This is a genomic window from Microcoleus sp. T3_B1 (assembly GCF_036700445.1).
Classification (GTDB): Bacteria; Cyanobacteriota; Cyanobacteriia; order Cyanobacteriales; family Microcoleaceae; genus Microcoleus.
Genome location: NZ_JAUBOX010000033.1, coordinates 56,881 through 75,288 on the forward strand (window position 1 = coordinate 56,881; position 18,408 = coordinate 75,288).

Below are 18,408 nucleotides of genomic sequence, written 5' to 3' on the forward strand. Positions count from 1 at the left end.
GGCTTTAATTACAGAGACTGTGAAGATTCGTTAAAGATACAGACTTGCAAATCAAAGTTTCTGTAATAGTGGTAGACTATTGAAATGATAGTATTAGAGTTTAAGTTGAAGGGCAAAGCGGAGCAGTATCGAATCATCGACAACATGATTCGGACGGCTCAATTTGTGCGAAACAAAACTCTTAGACATTGGATAGATAATCAAGGGATTAAGCTAGTAGACCTGTACAAACAATGCGCCGTTATGGCAAAAGAGTTTGAATGGGCAGGCAAGCTTAATTCGACGGCACGTCAGGCTTCCGCCGAACGTGCCATTTTTGCTATCCAGCGTTTCTTTGCTAACTGCAAAGCTAAGAAGCCAGGAAAAAAAGGATACCCGCAGTTCAAGAAACATACTCGCTCTGTTGAGTACAAGCAGTCCGGTTGGTCGCTTTCTAGTGACAAAAGATGCCTAACATTTAAAGATGGATTTGCTGCTGGGAGATTCAAGTTAATCGGTAGTCGGGATTTGCATTTTTATGCGCCTGATGAGATTAAACGAATTAGGATTGTGCGCCGTGCCGATGGCTACCACGCCCAATTCTGTATCAACGTGGAGCGGAAAGAGGAACTTGTTCCGACTGGTAAGGTTATTGGAATAGACGTGGGATTGAACCACTTTTATACTGATAGCGACGGCGAAACAGTTCCTAATCCTCGCTACCTCCGAAAGAGTGAAAAAGCTTTGAAGAGATTGCAGAAGCGAGTTTCTCGGAAAAAGAAAGGTTCCAAGAACCGGAAAAAGGCGATCAACAAGTTAGGAAGAAAACACCGGAAAGTCAGCAGGCAGCGTAAAGACTTCGCCATAAAGACGACGCCCGGCGCGGTAAAATCTAACGATTTTGTAGCCTACGAAGACCTTCAGGTTCGGAATATGGTTAAAAACCACAAGCTCGCTAAATCAATCAGCGATGCAGCCTGGTCACTAACTTGATCATTATTTGGAATATTTCGGGAAAGTGTACAGCAAAACAGTCATTGCTGTTCCACCACAGTACACCTCTCAGAACTGTTCAAATTGCGGCAATCTAGTCAAGAAAACCCTGTCAACTCGAACCCATATTTGTGGTTGCGGTACGATATTGGATCGCGACCACAATGCTGCGTTGAACATTTTGGCGAAAGGGTTAAAGCAGGCAAAATTTAATTTAAATACGGCGGGGCACGCCGGAATTCACGCTGGGGGACAGACCGATCTCTACTCGCTGGTGGTGACATCAACAAGCAAATCGACTGGATGATCCAAGAATCCCCGCGCCTTCAAGGCCGGGGAGTGTCAACCCATCATTCCTACATCTCTACTACCCTTCCAGTCTGGAGATGAAAGTGCGTTGAGTCAGCCGTTGTTTATCCCGCCTGTGGGGAAGTTGAGACGATATTGCAGCGGCTCAACGGTAAGAGGAGCAAGGGTTATAGGGGTTGAGGGGGGATTTTTGGGGAGAAAATTTGCTCGTAACTCGAAAAATTCCCAAATTGGGGTGGGAAAACGTCTAACTAATAAATAAGCGGTCAGATAAAACCGCTTAGAGTCCAGGCCTTAGTTACATCCTTCTTAACAAAAAATGAGTACATCCCGCAAAATCCAGATCGCACTTGTGGCAAGTCTCCTGTGGTCATCTACATCCATAAGCAGTTTTGCTGCTACCAACTCGATTACCTCTGAAAAGTTTCAGTCAGACACAGTAAAACTTCCTGTGGAAAGTATTCCATCTAGGCAGTTAAATTTAACACCAGATACTTATTTAATTGCTGGTCAGTTCAGGGATATGCTGAGTAGAGTACCTGGGGGATATGCCACGTTCAAAGCATTTGATGAGATATGGAAGAATCCAGCAGACAGGAAGACAAGATTATTTGATTACTGCAACACTCAAAAAGTGTTATCAGTTAAGCTATGTTTTAGAATGCTAACAATTTGGGCAGACGATACAGTGGAATCTGCCAACCGTAAGGACTCCGATGAGCTAAACAATATATTTGATGAAGCCAGAAAAATGTAAAGGTAAAATAATCCATAATGCGTGAGAGTGAAATCTCTTTGGCTTTGGGGACATTACCAACTTAGTGCTGCTCCATTTCAGTGTTCAAAAACTTGAAGAAAAAGCGATCTTGCCCACTCGACGAAGGGCGCGATCGCTTTTTTTCGGAGTGCGTAGGCAACGCCCGTTGTAGATATCGCTTTTTGTTTACGAGAGAGCCATTGATTGACGCGATTACATTAATTTTTCTTAATAATAATTAATCTTTTTTGGCTTGTTCAGTTTGAGTAACTAAGACATAATCTGATCAAGGTAAATTATTCTATTTCCCCTTATCTATAGCCAGTCTAAATTATGTCTGGACACTTTGCCACATCATTGGTGCAGTTCTGCCAATCTTCTGGGCTAGAGATGAATGTTCACTTTTTCTTAGAAGAAAAGCCAATTAGACAAGAGCAGAAATTGAACTCTTTAAGTAAGTATGTTCAGAAATATCCCCAAGGATGGAAAAAAAGGTTAGAACTAGCTAATTTGCTTTACCAGATGGGAGACTGGCAACAAGCGGTTGCCGAATATCATCAAGTGATTGAGCGACAAGCGCAATTAATGGGTGTGCGGCTGCAACTAGGGAAACTATTGCAGCTAATGAAACGAGAAAAAGAGGCAATAGAAGTCTATGAAAAAGCCTTGTCGTGTTACGAAAACGAAGCGACTCAGCATCATATCAAGGGATTGATTGCAGTTTGTCGGGGTGAGAGTGACAAAGCAATTATTGCCTTTAATTTAGCAACTCATTTAGAACCTGAAAAAGTCGTTCACTGGCTGGCTTTGGCACAGGTGTATCAGCAGATAGAAAATCATCTTGGCGTGCTCAGTGCTGTTGAGCAAATTTTGGCAATCAACCCAGATGATGTTGTGGCGTTGGTTTACAGCCAAGATGCGAATCTGGCGGTGGGGGATATGAGCGCCGCAACAGAGCAGTTGAGCAAGCTTATAGCTCTATTTCCGAATGATTTTAGGGTACTGCAACGACAAATTGAGCAACGTCTTCAGATGAGATTAGTTTCTGGTGAAGAGGGGAAACTGACGAAAAAGATGATTACCTCTTTACTGCTACAAACTCCTCATGGGGCTGAGGCTCACAATTCTCTGGGCTATTATCACATTTTCCGAGGCGATTGGCGGCAAGGTGTGGAGGTATTAGCAGAGTTTACCACCGAACACCCCAATTATCCTTATGGTTGGTATTACTATGGCCGGTGCTTATACGACACGGGAGAATATCAAAAAGCAGCACAGATGATGGCGAATGCTTATCAACTGTATCCCGATAATTGTGCAATTTATCAGGTCTTGTGTGAAATTTTACCGGCTGCCAAACGCTGGGAAGAATTGCGTTTTGTGGTAGAACAGATGCTGAAACGATTTCCTGAACGTTGGAGTGTTTGGGCGACTGCGGGGCGGGTGTTGGTGGAACACTTCAAAGAGATTGAACGAGGATGTAGTGTTTCTGAGCAGGGCACAAAACTTCAGCCGCAGTTAGTTGATACTTGGTTTCGTCATGGGCGGGTGTTGGCTTTGGCGCTTAAACATCAAGAAGCGGTGGAGGCGTTGGAGAAAGGATGGAAGTTGTTACCAGCGGGAATTTCTCTGCAATTCGTGCCGACGGCGTTGTGGCTGGCGGAGAGTTACCAGGTGCTGGGGGATGTTGGGGCTAGTCAGCGCTGGTGGAAAGTTGCCGGTGAGGGATGTCAGGAATTGAGAGCGTTTAACGGGGCTATGGCTGACTACTGGTTAGGGAGAGCTTGCGTGGGGTTGAGGGATAAGTTGGGGGCGATACAGGCTTATGAAATTGCTTTGAGTCAGCAGTTATTGTATCCAGCGCGTGGGGAGGTTGAGAAGAGTTTGCTGCGGTTGAAAGGTAAGAAGGGGAAGGGTTCTAGGGGTTGAGGGTGGATTTTTGGAGATAAAATAATGCTCGTAACTCGAAAAATTCCCCAATTGGGGTGGGAAAACGTCTAAAAGATGTGGGAAGAAAAAAACACTAATCAACGTAAATTTCAACAAACGAGGTATTGTCGTATGAGCATTGTCAAAAAACTACCAGCGGTTTTAATCGCTGCGGCTGGTATCTCTTTGGGTTTCGTTGGTACAGCCTTAGCAGAAACGATTTTATTAGGAGAGAAGACTCTCGGTCCTCAAGAGACATTGAACTTAATGCCAAAAGATATGAGGAATACAACGCTTTGCTTCCAGACAACTGATAACTTAGTGGGTAACCTAAAATTGCTTTATCTCACCGACAGGGTGGGCGGAATAGACGTAAAAATAGAAGATTTACAGGCTAGCCCTAAAGAACAATGTATATCCAAAAGAATGGGTATATATCCGGTAAAGGTAATAAATATGCAAAGAAACAGGCCTGAGTTTAGTGGATCTGTTCGTGTACGTGCGACGCAAGAATAAAGAATTACATCAGGAAGCGCACATCTAAAGGCCTAGGCTTGAAAAAGTCAGAATCTGACCAGACTAAGTATGTTTCACGAGTAGTAAAGCAGGGTGGATTTATTGTCAGAGGATAAGTAGGTAGGCGCAAATAAACCTTGCTGTGTAACCGAATGTAAAGCGGCTAGAACCTTAAGCGAATTGCGACGTTTAACGAACAATGACATACTTATGTATTTTCCCACTCATCTACTTAAATGTATCCTAGTATTTGCGATCGGGTCTGACCCGATCGCAAATACTATAATACCTTGCTCCTGCGACAATTAATCCACCCTGCCTTCGGGGGGGTCAGGGGGTGTCCCTGTGTCCCATTATTACTCACTCCTTTCTAGCTTTCCCAAAACAATTAAACTTTCTAAATCTTCCACAGCATCAGGCAGGAAATCTTGTACAGCCCTTCTTACCAACCGCAAAGCAGTTTCGTCAGCCCCTCCCAACATCCGCGTTAAATCTCCTATATCAATACCGCGACTAGCTTGTAGTTTCATCAAGACCAGATAAGGCAATCCGATAATTGGCAATCCATCGGGTGCTTTATTTGGATTTGTAATTGCCTCTCTTACCCAAGAATCTCTTGATTCAATTACATCCAAATAAGTACCATCAGGCAATTCCCAAGTGCTGCCACCAATGCTAAGTTCTCCCGTTCTCGTGCTACCAGCTTGCTCTAATTCTCGATAAAGATTAGCAGCATCTTGAGTTAATACTAAAATAGCCACGTCATCGGTCATTCTTTCAGGCATATAGAGCCGAGTAGCAATCCCTCCGACTACAACAAAAAGGGTTTTTTGAATGATCGTTTTAATGGGGAGCATCCCGAATTTGCAAATATATCCTACAAAATCGGGATGCTCCCGATCGGGACTTACGCGCTGACAAAAAAATAAGAGTGAAGTTAATCTATCACTCTTATTTAGCTTTGATGATATCTAATATGATGTCCGTTTAATTAATGTGATGCAATCTTGTAGAGACTTAGTAGACAAACTCCCTACAAGAAAAGCATTCAGGCAAACATCATATTGTGTGGTTTAGCAACCGCCAGACCCACCGAAACCTCCCATAAGAGGTTTTAAAGATACTGAAGGCATTTGATTTAGTGTCACCGATAACTTAGGAGCAGAAAATTGCTGCTGCGTATGCTGCATTTGATGTTTAAGCTGATGGCCAGCGTGTGCCAAGTGAGCATTGTGACGCATTTGCTCCAATATGTGGTCGTCTTTTTTGGAACTCATGATCTTTTCCTCCTATTAGGAGAGAGAAACAATAATCTAATCGTAGCTAGGCTAATTTGATATGTGTCCAGATTTTTCTAGATTTTTCTAGGGAATGCTAATATAGAAAAATATGGGAAAATCTGGAAAAATATTGACAAATCTGGATCAAATCTAATATAGTAGACCTACCGTTAAATAATCCTTCTCATAATGATTATAATATGCAATCTATGGATATTAAGGAAACAGTCGATCGCTTGGTCTTTGCGGAAACAGGTAAACACTTGAGCGATATTCAAAAGAAAGCAATAGAAGGAATCTGCCAAGACCAAACTTATGGTGATATTGGAAAAAATCATGGGTATAATGAGAAATATGTTGCTGACATAGCCGCCAAACTTTACAAAATCATCTCAACACAATTAGGATTACAAAAAAAAGCTGTTAATCAATCAACTTTTCTCAGCACAATAGAGGCAGCAAGAATGGAATATATTGGCTCACAGGTTGTTAAGGCAAATGATGTTAATGTTGTAGGCAATCATAATTTTAATATTTATTCAAATACTTCTAAATCCGAACATAATAATGATACTTCAGAAGCAGAAATTAATCCTCTATCTAATTACCAAGATTTATCAATTGCACCCAGAATTACTAAATTTTACGATCGCGCTTCCGACCTCGCTACCCTTTCAGAATGGATACTTACTCAAAATATTCCTTTAATTGCTGTATTAGGATTAACCGGAATTGGCAAAACTACTCTAGTTAAAAGATTTATTGATTTAAACAGTCAACAATTTGAAGTGATTATTTGGAGAAGCCTCAAATTTCCTAAATCATTAAATGATTTACTAACTAATATTTTAAATCGTTTATCCGATGAAAATAAAAGTTTGACAAATATCGAAGATCGATTAACTAAGTTATTTGAAATATTCCGTCAGAAAAAATGTTTAATTGTTCTGGACAATCTGGAAAATATTTTTATTAAGGGTCAACTAGCAGGACAATATCAGCCAGAATATGGTGATTACAAAACTTTATTTGAAATAACAACTCAAATTGAACATCAAAGCAGTTTAATTTTGATAAGTCAAGAAAAATGTCGAGAAATGGTATCTTTAGATAATGATTTAGATCTGATTAAAACATTAGAATTAAACGGCTTAAATGATGTAGAGTTTTTGAGCAATTTCAAATTAACAGACCGAGAATATTGGTCGAAATTAATTGATTTATACGATGGTAATCCTTTATATTTACATCATATTGGAACTTTAATTAAAGACGTATTTTCAGGCAAAGTTAGCAGTTTTCTTAATGAAAATAGCACATTATTGAATGAGGATTTAAAGTCGGTTTTTAATCAAAAATTTATCGAACTGTCGCCAATAGAACAACAAATTATTTTTGCACTCACTCAGCCAAAACAAGCATTTTCTATAGATGATTTGAAGTCGTGTTTATCTTCGCCTATAACCGATATTGCTGATGGTTTACGGTCTTTAAATAGACGGTATTTATTAAAAAAGATAGTAGAGGATGAAAGTTTATTTACTCTCAAACCCTTATGGATAGAGTATGCGATCGCAAATTCCCAAATTCTTCTAAAATAAGGTAATGAGAAAGGCGATCGCTTGTTTTATTATCAAGAAACTTCGAGCTCTGTAAGTTTTAGCCTGGATGGAAAGCAAGTAGCTATAAGTGGTAATGACGGTAAAGTTTTGCTGCGGCCTGTGAGAAACTTAGAGGGAGCATCCCGATTTTGCAAATAGACTGCCAGCAGCTAAAATCAAAACAGTAGATCAGGGAAAAAAATGAGCATAACTCCCGAAGAACAATTACGCTTATCAGCTTGTATTCAAGAAATAGCGCAAATCCTTTACAAAAATACAGATTCAGCAGAAATAGCTACCTTAGAAAGGCTTGAGAAAGTAGTACGTCAACAGATGTTAGAATATGTCAGCCCCAAAGTTGCCCTTTTTTTATCCAAAAAGTAACCAAAACGGTTAAAGGGCGATCGCGCACACTCAACAGTTGTGTAGGACGGCTCTTCATTACACAAAAACAAGCAAACCGCTTGGGGATCGAGCCTTACAGCCGTAGAAGTCCTCTGTTAGAAAAATGCTGTTTTTTACTTTCGGCTTCTGAGTCGTACCAAAATGCCTCTGTTGACCTAGCCACCCTCACAGGAGTCTATGTCAGTCATAGCAGTCAACACAGGCAAGTGCAGCGCCAAGAATTTTCCGTCTTGCAAGCTAAAGGTGCGATCGCACAAGTCAGCATAGATGGCGGTAAAGTGCGACTCCGAACAGAACAGGGACTTCCGTGTGAGTGGCGCGACTATAAGGCAGTGCGCTTGCAAGACCTTTACTATGGCGCTTTCTTCCAAGATAACTTAAGCCTCACCGATTGGGCGAATAGTCAGCCGCTAACTAATCCTGTAATCTGTTTAGGAGATGGTCACGATGGTGTCTGGAATTTATTCAAGGAAATAGGGACAACGGAACAACGGCAAGAAATCCTAGACTGGTATCACCTGAAAGAAAATCTGTATAAAGTGGGTGGCTCCGGTAAGCGGATAAAACTTGCTGAGGCCTTGTTATGGCGTGGTCGGGTGGAAGATGCGATCGCCATTTTTGATAACTGCCATCGTCGGCAAGTGATTAATTTCCGTGCCTACCTCAAAAAACACCGTTTTCGACTTGTGGACTATGAAACTTGTCAGGAATTGCAACCAGGTTCCATTGGTTCGGGAGCGGTAGAATCAGCGGTCAAGCAGATAGGTAGAAGGCTCAAAATTTCAGGAGCGCAGTGGAAATCTGAAAGTGTCTCTCAAATGTTGCAACTTCGTTGTGCCTACTTGAATGGTGAATTTGCAGTTTAATATTTTTGCTTTTTGCAAAATCGGGATGCTCCCTTTTAATGTTTGTCACGGGATGATTCCAAGTTCTTTTATTCAGAAAATCTTGACTGCTGCCACTACCGGGACGGCATCTACGCAGTGCAATTTCAATGTAAAGTTTTCGTCTTTGTTCGGGAAGCTTGAGATTGAGCATAATTCAATACGGTTCAGTTAAGGAAAATCATACCGAAAATGTTGGGCGGAGTGAAACGGAGGGTTCGTTCCTCAACCCAACCTACGCACTACGCACGGTCAGTTTTTGTAGCACTAACTAAACTAATAACTAATAACTAATGACCTATTTGTCAAAAAATTGCGAGCTTGCATAATCCCATAAAGGTTAACATCTGTTTCTAACAAACAAGCATGACCGCTGTTAGCAAGCAGCACCATTTCGGCTTTGGGAATTACCTTGACTAAAAGCTTCGCTTCTACTAGAGAAGGCAGCAGCCGATCGGCACCGCTAGCAATTACTAGCGTCGGCTGTTTGATGCCGCGCAACTGATTTTCGTCAACATTAAACGATCGCACTAACGCCAATCTCCACACAGACGTATTTTGCGGTACTGCTTGCATCGCTTCTAGCAAAGCTCGCCGATCGTCGCGCCCAATCTTTCCTAATGATGCTAATATCGGCAATAAACCGATTACCGACAGCGGATAAAGGTTGGCCGGCAGCCACTGAGTCAGATACGAGCCCCACTGCACCCAAGGCTGCTGTCGAAACGAAGAAGCTGGATTGACTAAAATTAATCGATCGCACACTTGAGGAGCTTCTAACACAACTTTCATCGCTAAACAGCCCCCAAATGACTCGCCGCACAGATAAACCGGCCGCTTCGGCTTTCCGGCTTGCTTTTCTGCTTCAATTAAGGCAATTGTTTCGCTAACCAGTACGTCCCAACTAGGCGTATCGTCCGCAGGTAAAGTTAAGCAACGGATGTCGAAATGATTGGCTAATTTAGGAATTTGGGAGCGCAGCAGCAAACCGCCCCCGTCCATACCGGGCAGAAATACAAATAAAGGGCGATCGGGTTTCGGCGGTTTGGGGGTTAGGAAACGAATCTTGTTGTTAGCATTTGCCATGATTCAAGTCAAGCGATTTTAGATTTTAGATTTTAGATTTTAGATTGGAAATCTGACACCAGCCAATAGTCAACAGCCAACAGTCAACAGTCAACAGCCAACAAACTTACAAACTTACAAACAACCTCGTTGGAGTAATTCTGCAATTTCTCCCTGACAGTGGTTCGTGAGTTCAGCAACAACAGCTTTGGCTTTTTTGCCTTGATATTGCTGCTGTCTCTCGACAGTAATCCAGTAAGGCCGACCGATTAAAACATTAACTCGCTGATAAATTATCACAGGATGCCACCCAGATCGATCGAACAGCGGTTCCGAAGGATCAAACAAACTCAACAACTTCAGCGGTACACCCGATCGTACTGACTGTTCCTCAAAAGAACTAATCGCCACCGGCAAAACTGCCAAATCCCGCACCGGTGCTCGCAAAGCCAAATGAGCAAATCCCCGCTGAAACTTCCCCACAGTATTCGGCCCAGTCAGCTTCACCATCGGTTCTGCACCCTCTGGAAACACCCCCACCATCTCCCCGCCTTGCAGTAGCGCTGTCGCTTGAGAGAAAAAATGCTGCTGTCGGTGTTCCGGTGCTTCCAAGGGGAAAGCGCCGAAAGTCGTGACTACTTCCCTCATCACCGGAACTTGACCCATGTAATGATGACAAGCAAAGCGGATCGATCGACCCAAAGCCGCCGTCAGCAGCACAGGATCTAAGAAACTGCGGTGATTGCTCACCACCAGAACCGGACTCTCTTGGGGAATCCGGTCTTCGCGGTACATAAACATCTGCGTTCCTAAACCAGCCAGGAAACAGCGCGAAATCAGCAATTTGCTCTCTGAAGACATGGGCGAAAGACAGGTGCGACGCTATAAAGGTTGATTCCATTTCCCCGCAGCTTAACATTTCTTTACCAAGTCGGGGCTCCCTCAAAAAGTAGACTTTACCCTTGTGCCTTTGTTTCGTAAGCTGTTGGACATTTAAACTGTGAACTAAAATTTGATAAAGTTCTTGTGGGGAGTAGGGGTTGGGCCAGAAAGCCCGCACAAAAAATACGATTTAGATTCAGAACAGCTTAGTCCTGGACGCAGGGGTTGCCAGAAACCGGGTTTTTTGCGAAAAGACGCGTTACAGCCCGCCAAAACAGTAAAAAACCCGGTTTCTTTGTCGGAGTGCGTAAGTCTTGTTTCGGCCAAATTTCCCAGTCAGAAACAAAAATTCATAAAGTGTTGTTGCAAACTTCTATAAAAATGTTTAAAACAGCCCTAAAACCAGGTTGCGGCAGCTAAACTTAGAAATTTACAGTGGCCATTGACACACTGTCAAAGTATTTTTGGACAAGTCGTAATAGCAATCTCGCGAGGCATCAAATGAATAACATCCAAAACTATCGCCTTAAATGTACGCTCACCTTTGGCGACATTTACGGTCAAATCATTGTTTGGCTGATAGTCATCTTCCTAAGTCTAGCGTCGGCACTCGCCTTGTGGAGTAGCGCCCGCCAAATCTTCGCCTTGGCTACCGTCGGCTTGATTTTAGTGCTGTCTCTGCCCTTCTTGCTGTTTGCTTTCGTTACAACTCTGCTAAATAACATTGAAGTGCTTGCTGTAGAACCCGGTACGGAAACTCAACCTTCTGCAACGGGAAATCAGTCCACTCAGCAGCCTATCGAAAGCGCCGGCTAGTCCAATGTGAAATTTTAACTTTTGATTTCCCATTCAAATCAAAAGTTAAAAAACTTCCTGCTCTTTTGGTAGGAAGTTTTTTTTTGCGTCACGATAAGTTGAGCAGAACACTCAAAATAATTCAAAAAGATGCTAGAACACGACGTAATCATTGTAGGCGGCGGTTTAGCAGGTTGCCGCGCCGCAGTAGAAATTGCTCGGACTGACCCCAGTTTAAAGGTAGCTGTCGTCGCCAAAACTCACCCGATTCGATCGCACTCCGTCGCAGCCCAAGGGGGCATGGCTTCCAGCCTCCAAAATGTCGATCCCGAAGACAGTTGGAAAGCCCATGCCTTCGACACAGTAAAAGGTTCAGACTATTTAGCCGACCAAGACGCGGTAGAAATCCTCACCCGCGAAGCACCCGGTGTAGTCATAGATTTAGAACACATGGGAGTCCTCTTCTCCCGCCTCCCAGACGGCAGAATTGCCCAGCGCGCTTTCGGCGGACATTCCCACCGCCGCACCTGCTACGCCGCCGACAAAACCGGTCACGCCATCCTCCACGAATTAGTCAACAATCTGCGCCGCTGCGGAGTTCACATCTATCAGGAGTGGTATGTCACGCGCCTGATTTTGGAAGAAGGCCAAGCCAAGGGGGTAGTTATGTACCGCCTTCTAGACGGTCAAATTGAGGTTGTCCGTGCTAAGGCGGTGATGTTTGCTACGGGGGGTTACGGCCGAGTTTACAATACCACGTCGAACGATTACGCCTCGACGGGAGACGGTTTGGCGATGACGGCTTTAGCTGGATTGCCGCTGGAAGATATGGAGTTTGTGCAGTTTCACCCGACTGGTTTGTATCCCGTGGGAGTGTTGATTTCCGAGGCTGTGCGGGGCGAAGGCGCTTATTTGATTAATTCAGAGGGCGATCGATTTATGGCTAATTATGCGCCGTCGCGGATGGAATTAGCGCCCAGAGATATCACTTCGCGGTCAATTTCCATAGAAATTCGCGCCGGCCGAGGGATTAATGTTGATGGTAGTGCCGGCGGCCCCTTTATCTACCTCGATTTGCGGCACATGGGACGCGAAAAAATTATGAGCAAAATTCCTTTTGCTTGGGAAGAAGCCCACCGTTTGTTAGGAATTGATGCCGTAAATCAGCCGATGCCCGTGCGCCCTACGGTTCACTATTCAATGGGGGGAATTCCTACTAATGTTAGCGGCCAAGTTCGCAGCAGTCCTGACAGTTTAGTAGACGGTTTCTTTGCAGCGGGCGAAGCAGCTTGCGTGTCCGTTCACGGCGCCAACCGTTTGGGCAGCAACTCGCTTTTAGAATGCGTCGTTTATGGCAAAGTTACTGGCGCAACCATAGCACAATTCGTACAAAATCGCAAGTTGCCGACAGTAGACGAACAGCGTTATATTATGGAAGCAAAAGAGCAAATTCAGGCACTTGTAGAGCGTCCCGGAAAATACCGCATCAATCAAATCCGGCAGCAGTATCAAGATACTATGACTGAGTATTGTGGTGTATTTCGTAGCGCCGAATTGATGCAGGAAGGTTTAAAGAAATTGGAGGATTTAGAGCGACAATATGAGGAGGTTTACTTAGACGATAAAGGCAAGTTGTGGAATACGGAAATTGTGGAAGCTTTGGAGTTGCGGAGTTTGATTATTGTCGGAAAAATGATTTTAACTTCTGCTTTGAACCGCCAGGAAAGTCGGGGAGCTCATTCGCGGGAAGATTTTACTGAGCGCGATGACGGCAATTTCTTGAAGCATACAATGGCGTATTATTCGCCGGCGGGGATTGATTTGGCTTATATGCCGGTGGCGATTACGATGTTTGAGCCGCAGGAGAGGAAGTATTAATTTGTAGGTGGGCATTGCCAGCCCTGTTAAGGTTGTGAAGAAATCCCTCAAACGCTTGAAATTGCGTAGGGGGCGATCGTTAAATCTGATTCTTTTAAAAGGCGATCGGTAATAAACCAGGTTTATTGCCGATCGCCACCGCCTAGAATGACGCAAATCAGTCGTTAGCGCAGCCCTCGAAGAGGATCGCACCAAGACGCGGGCTGGCTGGCAATGCGTACCTTAGCAATTGAGAGGAAATTCGGCACTCTTTAGTCTCTCGTACCACTTTTAGTCATATTGGGCTATAATTATGTCAGATACGACATATTATTGTAAACTCTATGACTGGACTGTACCTAATTTATGGAATCCCAAGGCGAGAACAAGGATGTTGTTTGGCTTAGAGGCGAAGTAAAAACTCCTCCTTTTTCGGCCTCAGCGCGAATCGAGGTAGGGATTTTATTAAGGATGTTACAAAATGGAGAAATTTTAGCCATGCCTGTCTCTCGACCTATGCCAAGCATCAGCCCTCACTGCCACGAATTGCGGATCAATGATAGTGAAGCCGATAAACAGTGGCGAATTATTTACCGGATTGACTCAGATGCTATTGTCATTGCAGATGTGTTTCAAAAAAACACCCAGAAAACGCCTAAGCGCATGATTGAAAACTGTCAAAGACGACTGAGATCGTACGATCGAAGCTCAGGAGAAACCTAGTTATTTCAGGACTTCCTTTAGGGTGGGCATTGCCCACCTTACAAATTGAGAGACAATTCACCATTCACAATCCTTGGTCTTTGCAATTCATATAATTAAAAGAGGTAATATTTACAATGGATGCCATTAAACGTCAACGTTTAGAAGCAGCAGGTTGGCGGGTGGGAGATGCCGCAGACTTTCTAGAACTTTCAGCCGAAGAAATTGCTTTTATTGAGATGAAGCTGTCTCTAATTAAACGCTTGAAGCAGCTTCGCATTAGTCAAAATCTTTCTCAAGAAAATTTGGCTAAGAAAATTAAATCTAGTCAGTCACGGGTAGCTAAAATAGAAGCTGGCGATCCGTCTGTTTCTCTTGATTTGATGGTAAGGACAATGCTAGCGCTGGGAGCAACTCGCGAGGATGTGGCACTCGCTATTACTTCTTCCAAAAGCTGAGAAGCAGACAGTTGAAATTTGAGAATCTTCGAGAATTTGAAGTTAACTTTATCCCGATAAAACTATCTCAGCCGTGATAATTCTGGGTAACTTCCTCCACAGATAAACTTAACGCCTTCGCCACTTGTTCGGCACTCAAACCCATTCCCAACAACCGAGGAATTGCATCCCTTCTTGCCTGAAGCTCAGCTTGTCGTGCCTGCTCTGCACTCTCGGCTCTTTCCCGTTGTTGTTCCCCCTCGCAATCTCTCTAATTCTGCTCTTTCATCACCAATCAACAGCAAATTACCTTCCTCGTCCCACCAGCGCAGCCAAAGCATGGTTTGATTTTGATAACTGCTTTGCCAAAGTCCCAATTCTACGCCTACCTAAAGGTGCAATGGGAAAATGACCACGCTGATTCAGTTCTAACAGTTGATAATACCCGTCAATCAACCGATAAACTTCTAATCTGCCATTATTAACTTGGTAGATGCCGTAATAGAGAATTCGCATCACCTGTTCGTACACCCAAAACTTGCCCGGTTTAGTAGTGCGTAGGTTGGCTTGAGGAACGAAACTCAACATTTTCGCTACAATTTTCCTTAACAGAACCGTATTGGGCTATAGCATAGGATAAATCTTGCGAAAACCATAAAAAATTTCGTACTTCTAAACAGTTAAAAATAATATATGACTAAAACAACACAGACATCTCAATTCCAGCAAGCTCTTGAAGCTGTAGAAGTTTTATCATTAGAAGATCAAGCCCTGCTTCTAGAGATTCTTCAGAATCGTCTGCGACAACAGCGACGAAATGAATTACTCAAGGAAGTTGCAGAAGTTCGTCAAGAGTATGCTGAGGGCAATGTTAAATTTGGTTCGGTAGCCGATTTTATGGCGGAGTTAGATGATTGATGAAAATTGGTTGGACTCCCAAATCTATTCGTAGTTTCAAAAAGTTGGTTCGTAAAAATCCTCAGCTTCGCCTTTTAATTGAAGCTACGCTTGAACTTTTGTCTGAAGACTGCTTTAACCCCAGCTTGCGAACTCACAAACTGACAGGAGATTTATCGGGTATCTGGTAGTGTTCAATAGATTATGATTATCGGATTTTATTTGAGTTTGTGACCGATCCAGAAGATGAGGAGGAAGCTATTTTATTGCTCAAAAGGGGTTCTCATGATGAAGTCTATTAAGACCGATCGCCCTTTTCCCCAATTCTCTCTCACTATCTCACTCTCCAGCATTATCCCTAACTTCCTCCACGGATAAACTTAACGCCTCCGCCACCTGTTCGACACTCAAACCCATTCCCAACAACCGGGGAATTGCATCCCTTCTTGCCTGAAATTCAGCTTGTCGTGCCTGTTCTGCACTCTCGGCTCTTTCCCGCTGTTGTTCCCCTCGCAATCTCTCTAATTCTGCTCTTTCATCGCCAATCAACAGCAAATTACCTTCCTCGTCCCACCAACGCAGCCAAAGCATTGTTTGATTTTGATAACTGCCTTGCCAAAGCCCCAATTCTACGCCTAAAGATGCAATGGGAAAATGACCGCGCTGATTGAGTTCTAACAGTTGATAATACCCCTCCATCAACCGATAAACTTCTAATCGACCGCTGTTAATTTCATAGATGCCGTAATAGGGAATTCGCATCACCTGTTCGTACACCCAAAACTTTCCAGGTTTAGTGACTACCCCTTCATCGGTGCGAGATAAAGGAGTACGATCGCGCTCTTCATCACCGTTCCCGCTCGCAAATTCCAAAGCAATTAACGGTGCTATGTGTTCCCGCCACAGCACGTAGGAACGCCGAATTTGAGCGTCAATGTTAGGAGGTACATTGGGAACATAAAACCAATCAGGAGCTTCTGCACCTTTTTCCGCCGGCTCGGTTTCTCGCCAGTAAATGCCGCAGTCTTGACCGATCGCATATTGTCCGTCAGGATGTCGCTGCTGCAAAATCTGGCCGAGGGAATCAGTTAAAATTAAACTTTGCGGATGCTCCTGAAAGTTTTTCACAAAAGTACCGTCTGACTCTGGTAATTGAGTGTGGTCTGGAAAAGCAGGAGGTAGAACAACGCGGTCAACGCTTTGGGTCATAATTCCCTCCGAGGTCTTACCTAATTGGTAATTAGTAATTGGTAGTCGGTAACAGGACGCTGGGCGCGAGGATTTATAAACCCGGTTTCGACCTGTATCTGTCGTCGTTCAACCAAGATTTATCGTAGAAACCGGGTTTATTTTCGTAAGTCCTGCGTAATTAGGAATAAAGCGAGTAGTTTTGAGTGGTAAGTATTAAGTTAAAAATTTACAACTCTTTCACTTAAAACTCAAAACTCTTTCTCTCAAAACTTTCCTTAAGGTTTCGGTAGCGCGCCTTCAGGACTAGGAGAAGCAGCCGGTTCGGGAGTCGCCGCAGCCGCAGGAGAAGGCGAAGGAGTGCCACTAGCTAACTGATTAATTTGGTCTTTATAGTTAGGAGGAGCTAACTCAGTAGCTCGATCGAACAGCGTTTTTGCTTCATCTGTTTTGCCCTGTTCCTTCAGCACGATCGCCTTTCCTAAAGTCGGGCGAAAATCTTTGGGATTAGCCTTAGCAGATTCGTCGTAAATTGCGATCGCCTCCTCGTAGCGCTTCTGCACAGCATAAACCTGTCCCAAAATCAACTGCACTGAAGTTACATCCACACTTTCCGGTTTCGCCAGATTTGCAGCCGGAGCAGCCTTCAACGTATCTTGCAGCAGTCCGATCGCAGCTTCGGGCCGCTGCTGCACCAGCAGCAAATTCACCAACCCCTGCAAAGCCTTAATTTCCCCAGGCTTAGACGCTAAAATTGACCTGTAAGCTTGAGCAGCCCCTTCGCGATCGCCCGTGCGTTCCTTAGCCTGAGCCAGCAAAATCCCGTATTCAGTAGTCTCAGGATTCAGGGCAGCCAACTTTTCCAAAGGAGCGATCGCATCCTTAATGTCGCCCACTCCTTGTCCGATCAACTCCAGTCGCACCTGCAACAATCCCCGCAAAGCCGTTACGTTGTCAGGTTCCCGCTGCAAAACCAATTCGTACCCCCTCGCCTGAGCTTGCAGCAACTCTGATTGCTTATCCCCAGACGGCGCCGTCTGAGTAGGTGTTGGAGTCGATCGACTTTGCGCTTGGCTGGCCTTGAGAATACTGTCTAAAATTGGCACAAGGGAAAATCCCAAAAAAGCGATGAGCGACAGCACCACCACGACAGTAATCAACCCACGACGCTTGTTTGCTTTTTCCATAATTCAACTATCCCAGCTTAAATCTACTATTTTCTAAGAATTAACGCATCGCCGGGGGGCATCTGCCATTTAGCTCGATCGGTGCAACCGTAAATGTTTTTAACTTCAAAGTCCGAACGGACAAAGCAGCCTTTTACTTGCAGCTAATATGTTGACACTCCCCACGCATACAATGCGGGGGATTCTTCTCTCACAGGCTCGACTCTAGACCGATATTACTATCGATCCCCGATAGAACGCCTCCAGAAGCAGTTTTACTCACGGGCTGCCCGACCGCAAGGATACCTCTGTCTCTAATTACTTGTGCTGCTGCTGTATCGCGATGAGTGGTGTACCCGCAGGACTGACAACTATGGATTCTGACATCCAAGGTTTTCTTACCAGTATGGGTTCCACATTGGGGGCAAATTTGACTCGTATAGTTTTTATCAACACGAGCAAAATACACCCCGCGCTTCCAACACACATGAGACAGAATCGAGAAGAATTGACCATAGGCTGCATCGAGAGTATGTTGACCGAACATCCCCTTTGCCCAAGCCTTAAAATTGATATCCTCAACGAATATCATTCCTGCTTGGTCACATAACCGATGAGCTAATTTATAGTGCCAATCCTTTCTGGTATCACTGATTTTTTGATGAATTCTAGCAATCTTTTTCTGGAGATTAAGCCAATTATTAGACCCTTTTCTTTGATGCTTTAATCTTCGTTGCAGTGATTTCAACTCGCGGTGAAGTGCCTG

General features: G+C 44.0%; 17 protein-coding genes and 2 pseudogenes. 11 read left to right on the forward strand and 8 right to left on the reverse strand.

Going from position 1 to position 18,408, the window contains the following annotated elements; all coding sequences use genetic code 11:
- The first annotated feature begins 84 nt into the window (after window positions 1-84).
- The 4 genes and pseudogenes from QT990_RS18840 to QT990_RS18855 all read left to right on the forward strand — a co-directional run bounded on the left by QT990_RS18840 (window position 85) and on the right by QT990_RS18855 (window position 4,483).
- Window positions 85-1,279, forward strand: a pseudogene (locus tag QT990_RS18840) (RNA-guided endonuclease InsQ/TnpB family protein).
- 321 nt (window positions 1,280-1,600) lie between these two features.
- Window positions 1,601-2,038 (forward strand): hypothetical protein, encoded by a 438-nt coding sequence (locus QT990_RS18845; RefSeq protein ID WP_333465619.1) that lies wholly within the window; start codon window positions 1,601-1,603, stop codon window positions 2,036-2,038.
- A gap of 333 nt (window positions 2,039-2,371) precedes the next feature.
- Window positions 2,372-3,967, forward strand: coding sequence for a tetratricopeptide repeat protein (locus tag QT990_RS18850; protein WP_333465620.1), 1,596 nt, complete (start codon window positions 2,372-2,374; stop codon window positions 3,965-3,967).
- 75 nt (window positions 3,968-4,042) lie between these two features.
- Window positions 4,043-4,483 (forward strand): hypothetical protein, encoded by a 441-nt coding sequence (locus QT990_RS18855; protein WP_333465621.1) that lies wholly within the window; start codon window positions 4,043-4,045, stop codon window positions 4,481-4,483.
- Between the two features lie 356 nt (window positions 4,484-4,839).
- Here QT990_RS18855 and QT990_RS18860 read toward each other — a convergent pair whose 3' ends face one another.
- Together QT990_RS18860 and QT990_RS18865 are read right to left on the reverse strand one after the other, a co-directional pair.
- Window positions 4,840-5,256, reverse strand: a complete 417-nt coding sequence (locus QT990_RS18860) for a hypothetical protein (protein ID WP_333465622.1) — start codon at window positions 5,254-5,256, stop codon at window positions 4,840-4,842.
- Window positions 5,257-5,556: 300 nt separating this feature from the next.
- Complete coding sequence (locus tag QT990_RS18865; RefSeq protein ID WP_333142663.1) at window positions 5,557-5,760, reverse strand: hypothetical protein; 204 nt, start codon at window positions 5,758-5,760, stop codon at window positions 5,557-5,559.
- A 212-nt stretch (window positions 5,761-5,972) separates the two neighbouring features.
- Between QT990_RS18865 and QT990_RS18870 the strand changes: the two genes are divergently transcribed.
- Complete coding sequence (locus QT990_RS18870) at window positions 5,973-7,364, forward strand: NB-ARC domain-containing protein (protein WP_333300700.1); 1,392 nt, start codon at window positions 5,973-5,975, stop codon at window positions 7,362-7,364.
- Between the two features lie 207 nt (window positions 7,365-7,571).
- A protein-coding gene (locus QT990_RS18875) for an ISKra4 family transposase (RefSeq protein ID WP_333142681.1) occupies window positions 7,572-8,635 on the forward strand; the annotation gives its coding sequence in 2 pieces (ribosomal slippage) (window positions 7,572-7,728 and window positions 7,728-8,635; 1,065 coding nt in all).
- Between the two features lie 294 nt (window positions 8,636-8,929).
- On the opposite strand, the gene QT990_RS18880 is transcribed toward QT990_RS18875, so the two are convergent.
- On the reverse strand, window positions 8,930-9,739 hold the full coding sequence (locus QT990_RS18880; RefSeq protein WP_333142665.1) for an alpha/beta fold hydrolase: 810 nt from the start codon (window positions 9,737-9,739) through the stop codon (window positions 8,930-8,932).
- Window positions 9,740-9,853: 114 nt separating this feature from the next.
- Window positions 9,854-10,579 carry a lysophospholipid acyltransferase family protein gene (locus QT990_RS18885; RefSeq protein ID WP_333465623.1) on the reverse strand — a complete coding sequence of 242 codons (726 nt, stop codon included), beginning with the start codon at window positions 10,577-10,579 and terminating at the stop codon, window positions 9,854-9,856.
- A gap of 522 nt (window positions 10,580-11,101) precedes the next feature.
- Here QT990_RS18885 and QT990_RS18890 point away from each other — a divergent pair.
- The 4 genes from QT990_RS18890 to QT990_RS18905 all read left to right on the forward strand — a co-directional run bounded on the left by QT990_RS18890 (window position 11,102) and on the right by QT990_RS18905 (window position 14,412).
- Window positions 11,102-11,416: a hypothetical protein gene (locus QT990_RS18890; protein ID WP_333104558.1), complete on the forward strand. Its 315-nt coding sequence runs from the start codon at window positions 11,102-11,104 to the stop codon at window positions 11,414-11,416.
- A 129-nt stretch (window positions 11,417-11,545) separates the two neighbouring features.
- Window positions 11,546-13,273, forward strand: coding sequence for a succinate dehydrogenase/fumarate reductase flavoprotein subunit (locus QT990_RS18895; RefSeq protein WP_333312282.1), 1,728 nt, complete (start codon window positions 11,546-11,548; stop codon window positions 13,271-13,273).
- A gap of 345 nt (window positions 13,274-13,618) precedes the next feature.
- Entirely contained in the window at window positions 13,619-13,975 is a 357-nt protein-coding gene (locus QT990_RS18900) for a type II toxin-antitoxin system RelE/ParE family toxin (RefSeq protein WP_333413056.1), read from the forward strand.
- Window positions 13,976-14,091: 116 nt separating this feature from the next.
- A complete protein-coding gene (locus QT990_RS18905; RefSeq protein WP_333289088.1) occupies window positions 14,092-14,412 on the forward strand; it encodes a helix-turn-helix transcriptional regulator in 321 nt (106 codons plus the stop codon).
- Window positions 14,413-14,479: 67 nt separating this feature from the next.
- On the opposite strand, the pseudogene QT990_RS18910 reads toward QT990_RS18905, so the two are convergent.
- A pseudogene (locus tag QT990_RS18910) lies at window positions 14,480-14,940 on the reverse strand (Uma2 family endonuclease); the annotation flags it as partial.
- Window positions 14,941-15,084: 144 nt separating this feature from the next.
- On the opposite strand from QT990_RS18910, the gene QT990_RS18915 reads away from it, so the two are divergent.
- A complete protein-coding gene (locus QT990_RS18915; RefSeq protein ID WP_333413054.1) occupies window positions 15,085-15,309 on the forward strand; it encodes a hypothetical protein in 225 nt (74 codons plus the stop codon).
- A 318-nt stretch (window positions 15,310-15,627) separates the two neighbouring features.
- Here QT990_RS18915 and QT990_RS18920 read toward each other — a convergent pair whose 3' ends face one another.
- The 3 genes from QT990_RS18920 to QT990_RS18930 form a co-directional block, all read right to left on the reverse strand.
- Window positions 15,628-16,497 carry a Uma2 family endonuclease gene (locus QT990_RS18920; RefSeq protein ID WP_333465624.1) on the reverse strand — a complete coding sequence of 290 codons (870 nt, stop codon included), beginning with the start codon at window positions 16,495-16,497 and terminating at the stop codon, window positions 15,628-15,630.
- A gap of 257 nt (window positions 16,498-16,754) precedes the next feature.
- The gene (locus QT990_RS18925) at window positions 16,755-17,663 is read right to left on the reverse strand and encodes a tetratricopeptide repeat protein (protein WP_333465625.1); all 909 of its coding nucleotides are present in this window, start codon (window positions 17,661-17,663) and stop codon (window positions 16,755-16,757) included.
- A 190-nt stretch (window positions 17,664-17,853) separates the two neighbouring features.
- Window positions 17,854-18,408: transposase (locus QT990_RS18930; RefSeq protein WP_333465626.1), on the reverse strand; the 555-nt coding region annotated here is incomplete at its 5' end.

Bases quoted from the DNA above. Each gene is read 5' to 3' on its own strand.
- QT990_RS18885 (WP_333465623.1), bottom strand. From the start codon at position 10,579: ATGTCTTCAGAGAGCAAATTGCTGATTTCGCGCTGTTTCCTGGCTGGT.
- QT990_RS18870 (WP_333300700.1), top strand. From the start codon at position 5,973: ATGGATATTAAGGAAACAGTCGATCGCTTGGTCTTTGCGGAAACAGGT.
- QT990_RS18860 (WP_333465622.1), bottom strand. From the start codon at position 5,256: ATGACCGATGACGTGGCTATTTTAGTATTAACTCAAGATGCTGCTAAT.
- QT990_RS18845 (WP_333465619.1), top strand. From the start codon at position 1,601: ATGAGTACATCCCGCAAAATCCAGATCGCACTTGTGGCAAGTCTCCTG.
- QT990_RS18850 (WP_333465620.1), top strand. From the start codon at position 2,372: ATGTCTGGACACTTTGCCACATCATTGGTGCAGTTCTGCCAATCTTCT.
- QT990_RS18865 (WP_333142663.1), bottom strand. From the start codon at position 5,760: ATGAGTTCCAAAAAAGACGACCACATATTGGAGCAAATGCGTCACAAT.
- QT990_RS18925 (WP_333465625.1), bottom strand. From the start codon at position 17,663: ATGGAAAAAGCAAACAAGCGTCGTGGGTTGATTACTGTCGTGGTGGTG.
- QT990_RS18915 (WP_333413054.1), top strand. From the start codon at position 15,085: ATGACTAAAACAACACAGACATCTCAATTCCAGCAAGCTCTTGAAGCT.
- QT990_RS18920 (WP_333465624.1), bottom strand. From the start codon at position 16,497: ATGACCCAAAGCGTTGACCGCGTTGTTCTACCTCCTGCTTTTCCAGAC.
- QT990_RS18855 (WP_333465621.1), top strand. From the start codon at position 4,043: ATGTGGGAAGAAAAAAACACTAATCAACGTAAATTTCAACAAACGAGG.
- QT990_RS18890 (WP_333104558.1), top strand. From the start codon at position 11,102: ATGAATAACATCCAAAACTATCGCCTTAAATGTACGCTCACCTTTGGC.
- QT990_RS18905 (WP_333289088.1), top strand. From the start codon at position 14,092: ATGGATGCCATTAAACGTCAACGTTTAGAAGCAGCAGGTTGGCGGGTG.
- QT990_RS18880 (WP_333142665.1), bottom strand. From the start codon at position 9,739: ATGGCAAATGCTAACAACAAGATTCGTTTCCTAACCCCCAAACCGCCG.
- QT990_RS18900 (WP_333413056.1), top strand. From the start codon at position 13,619: ATGGAATCCCAAGGCGAGAACAAGGATGTTGTTTGGCTTAGAGGCGAA.
- QT990_RS18895 (WP_333312282.1), top strand. From the start codon at position 11,546: ATGCTAGAACACGACGTAATCATTGTAGGCGGCGGTTTAGCAGGTTGC.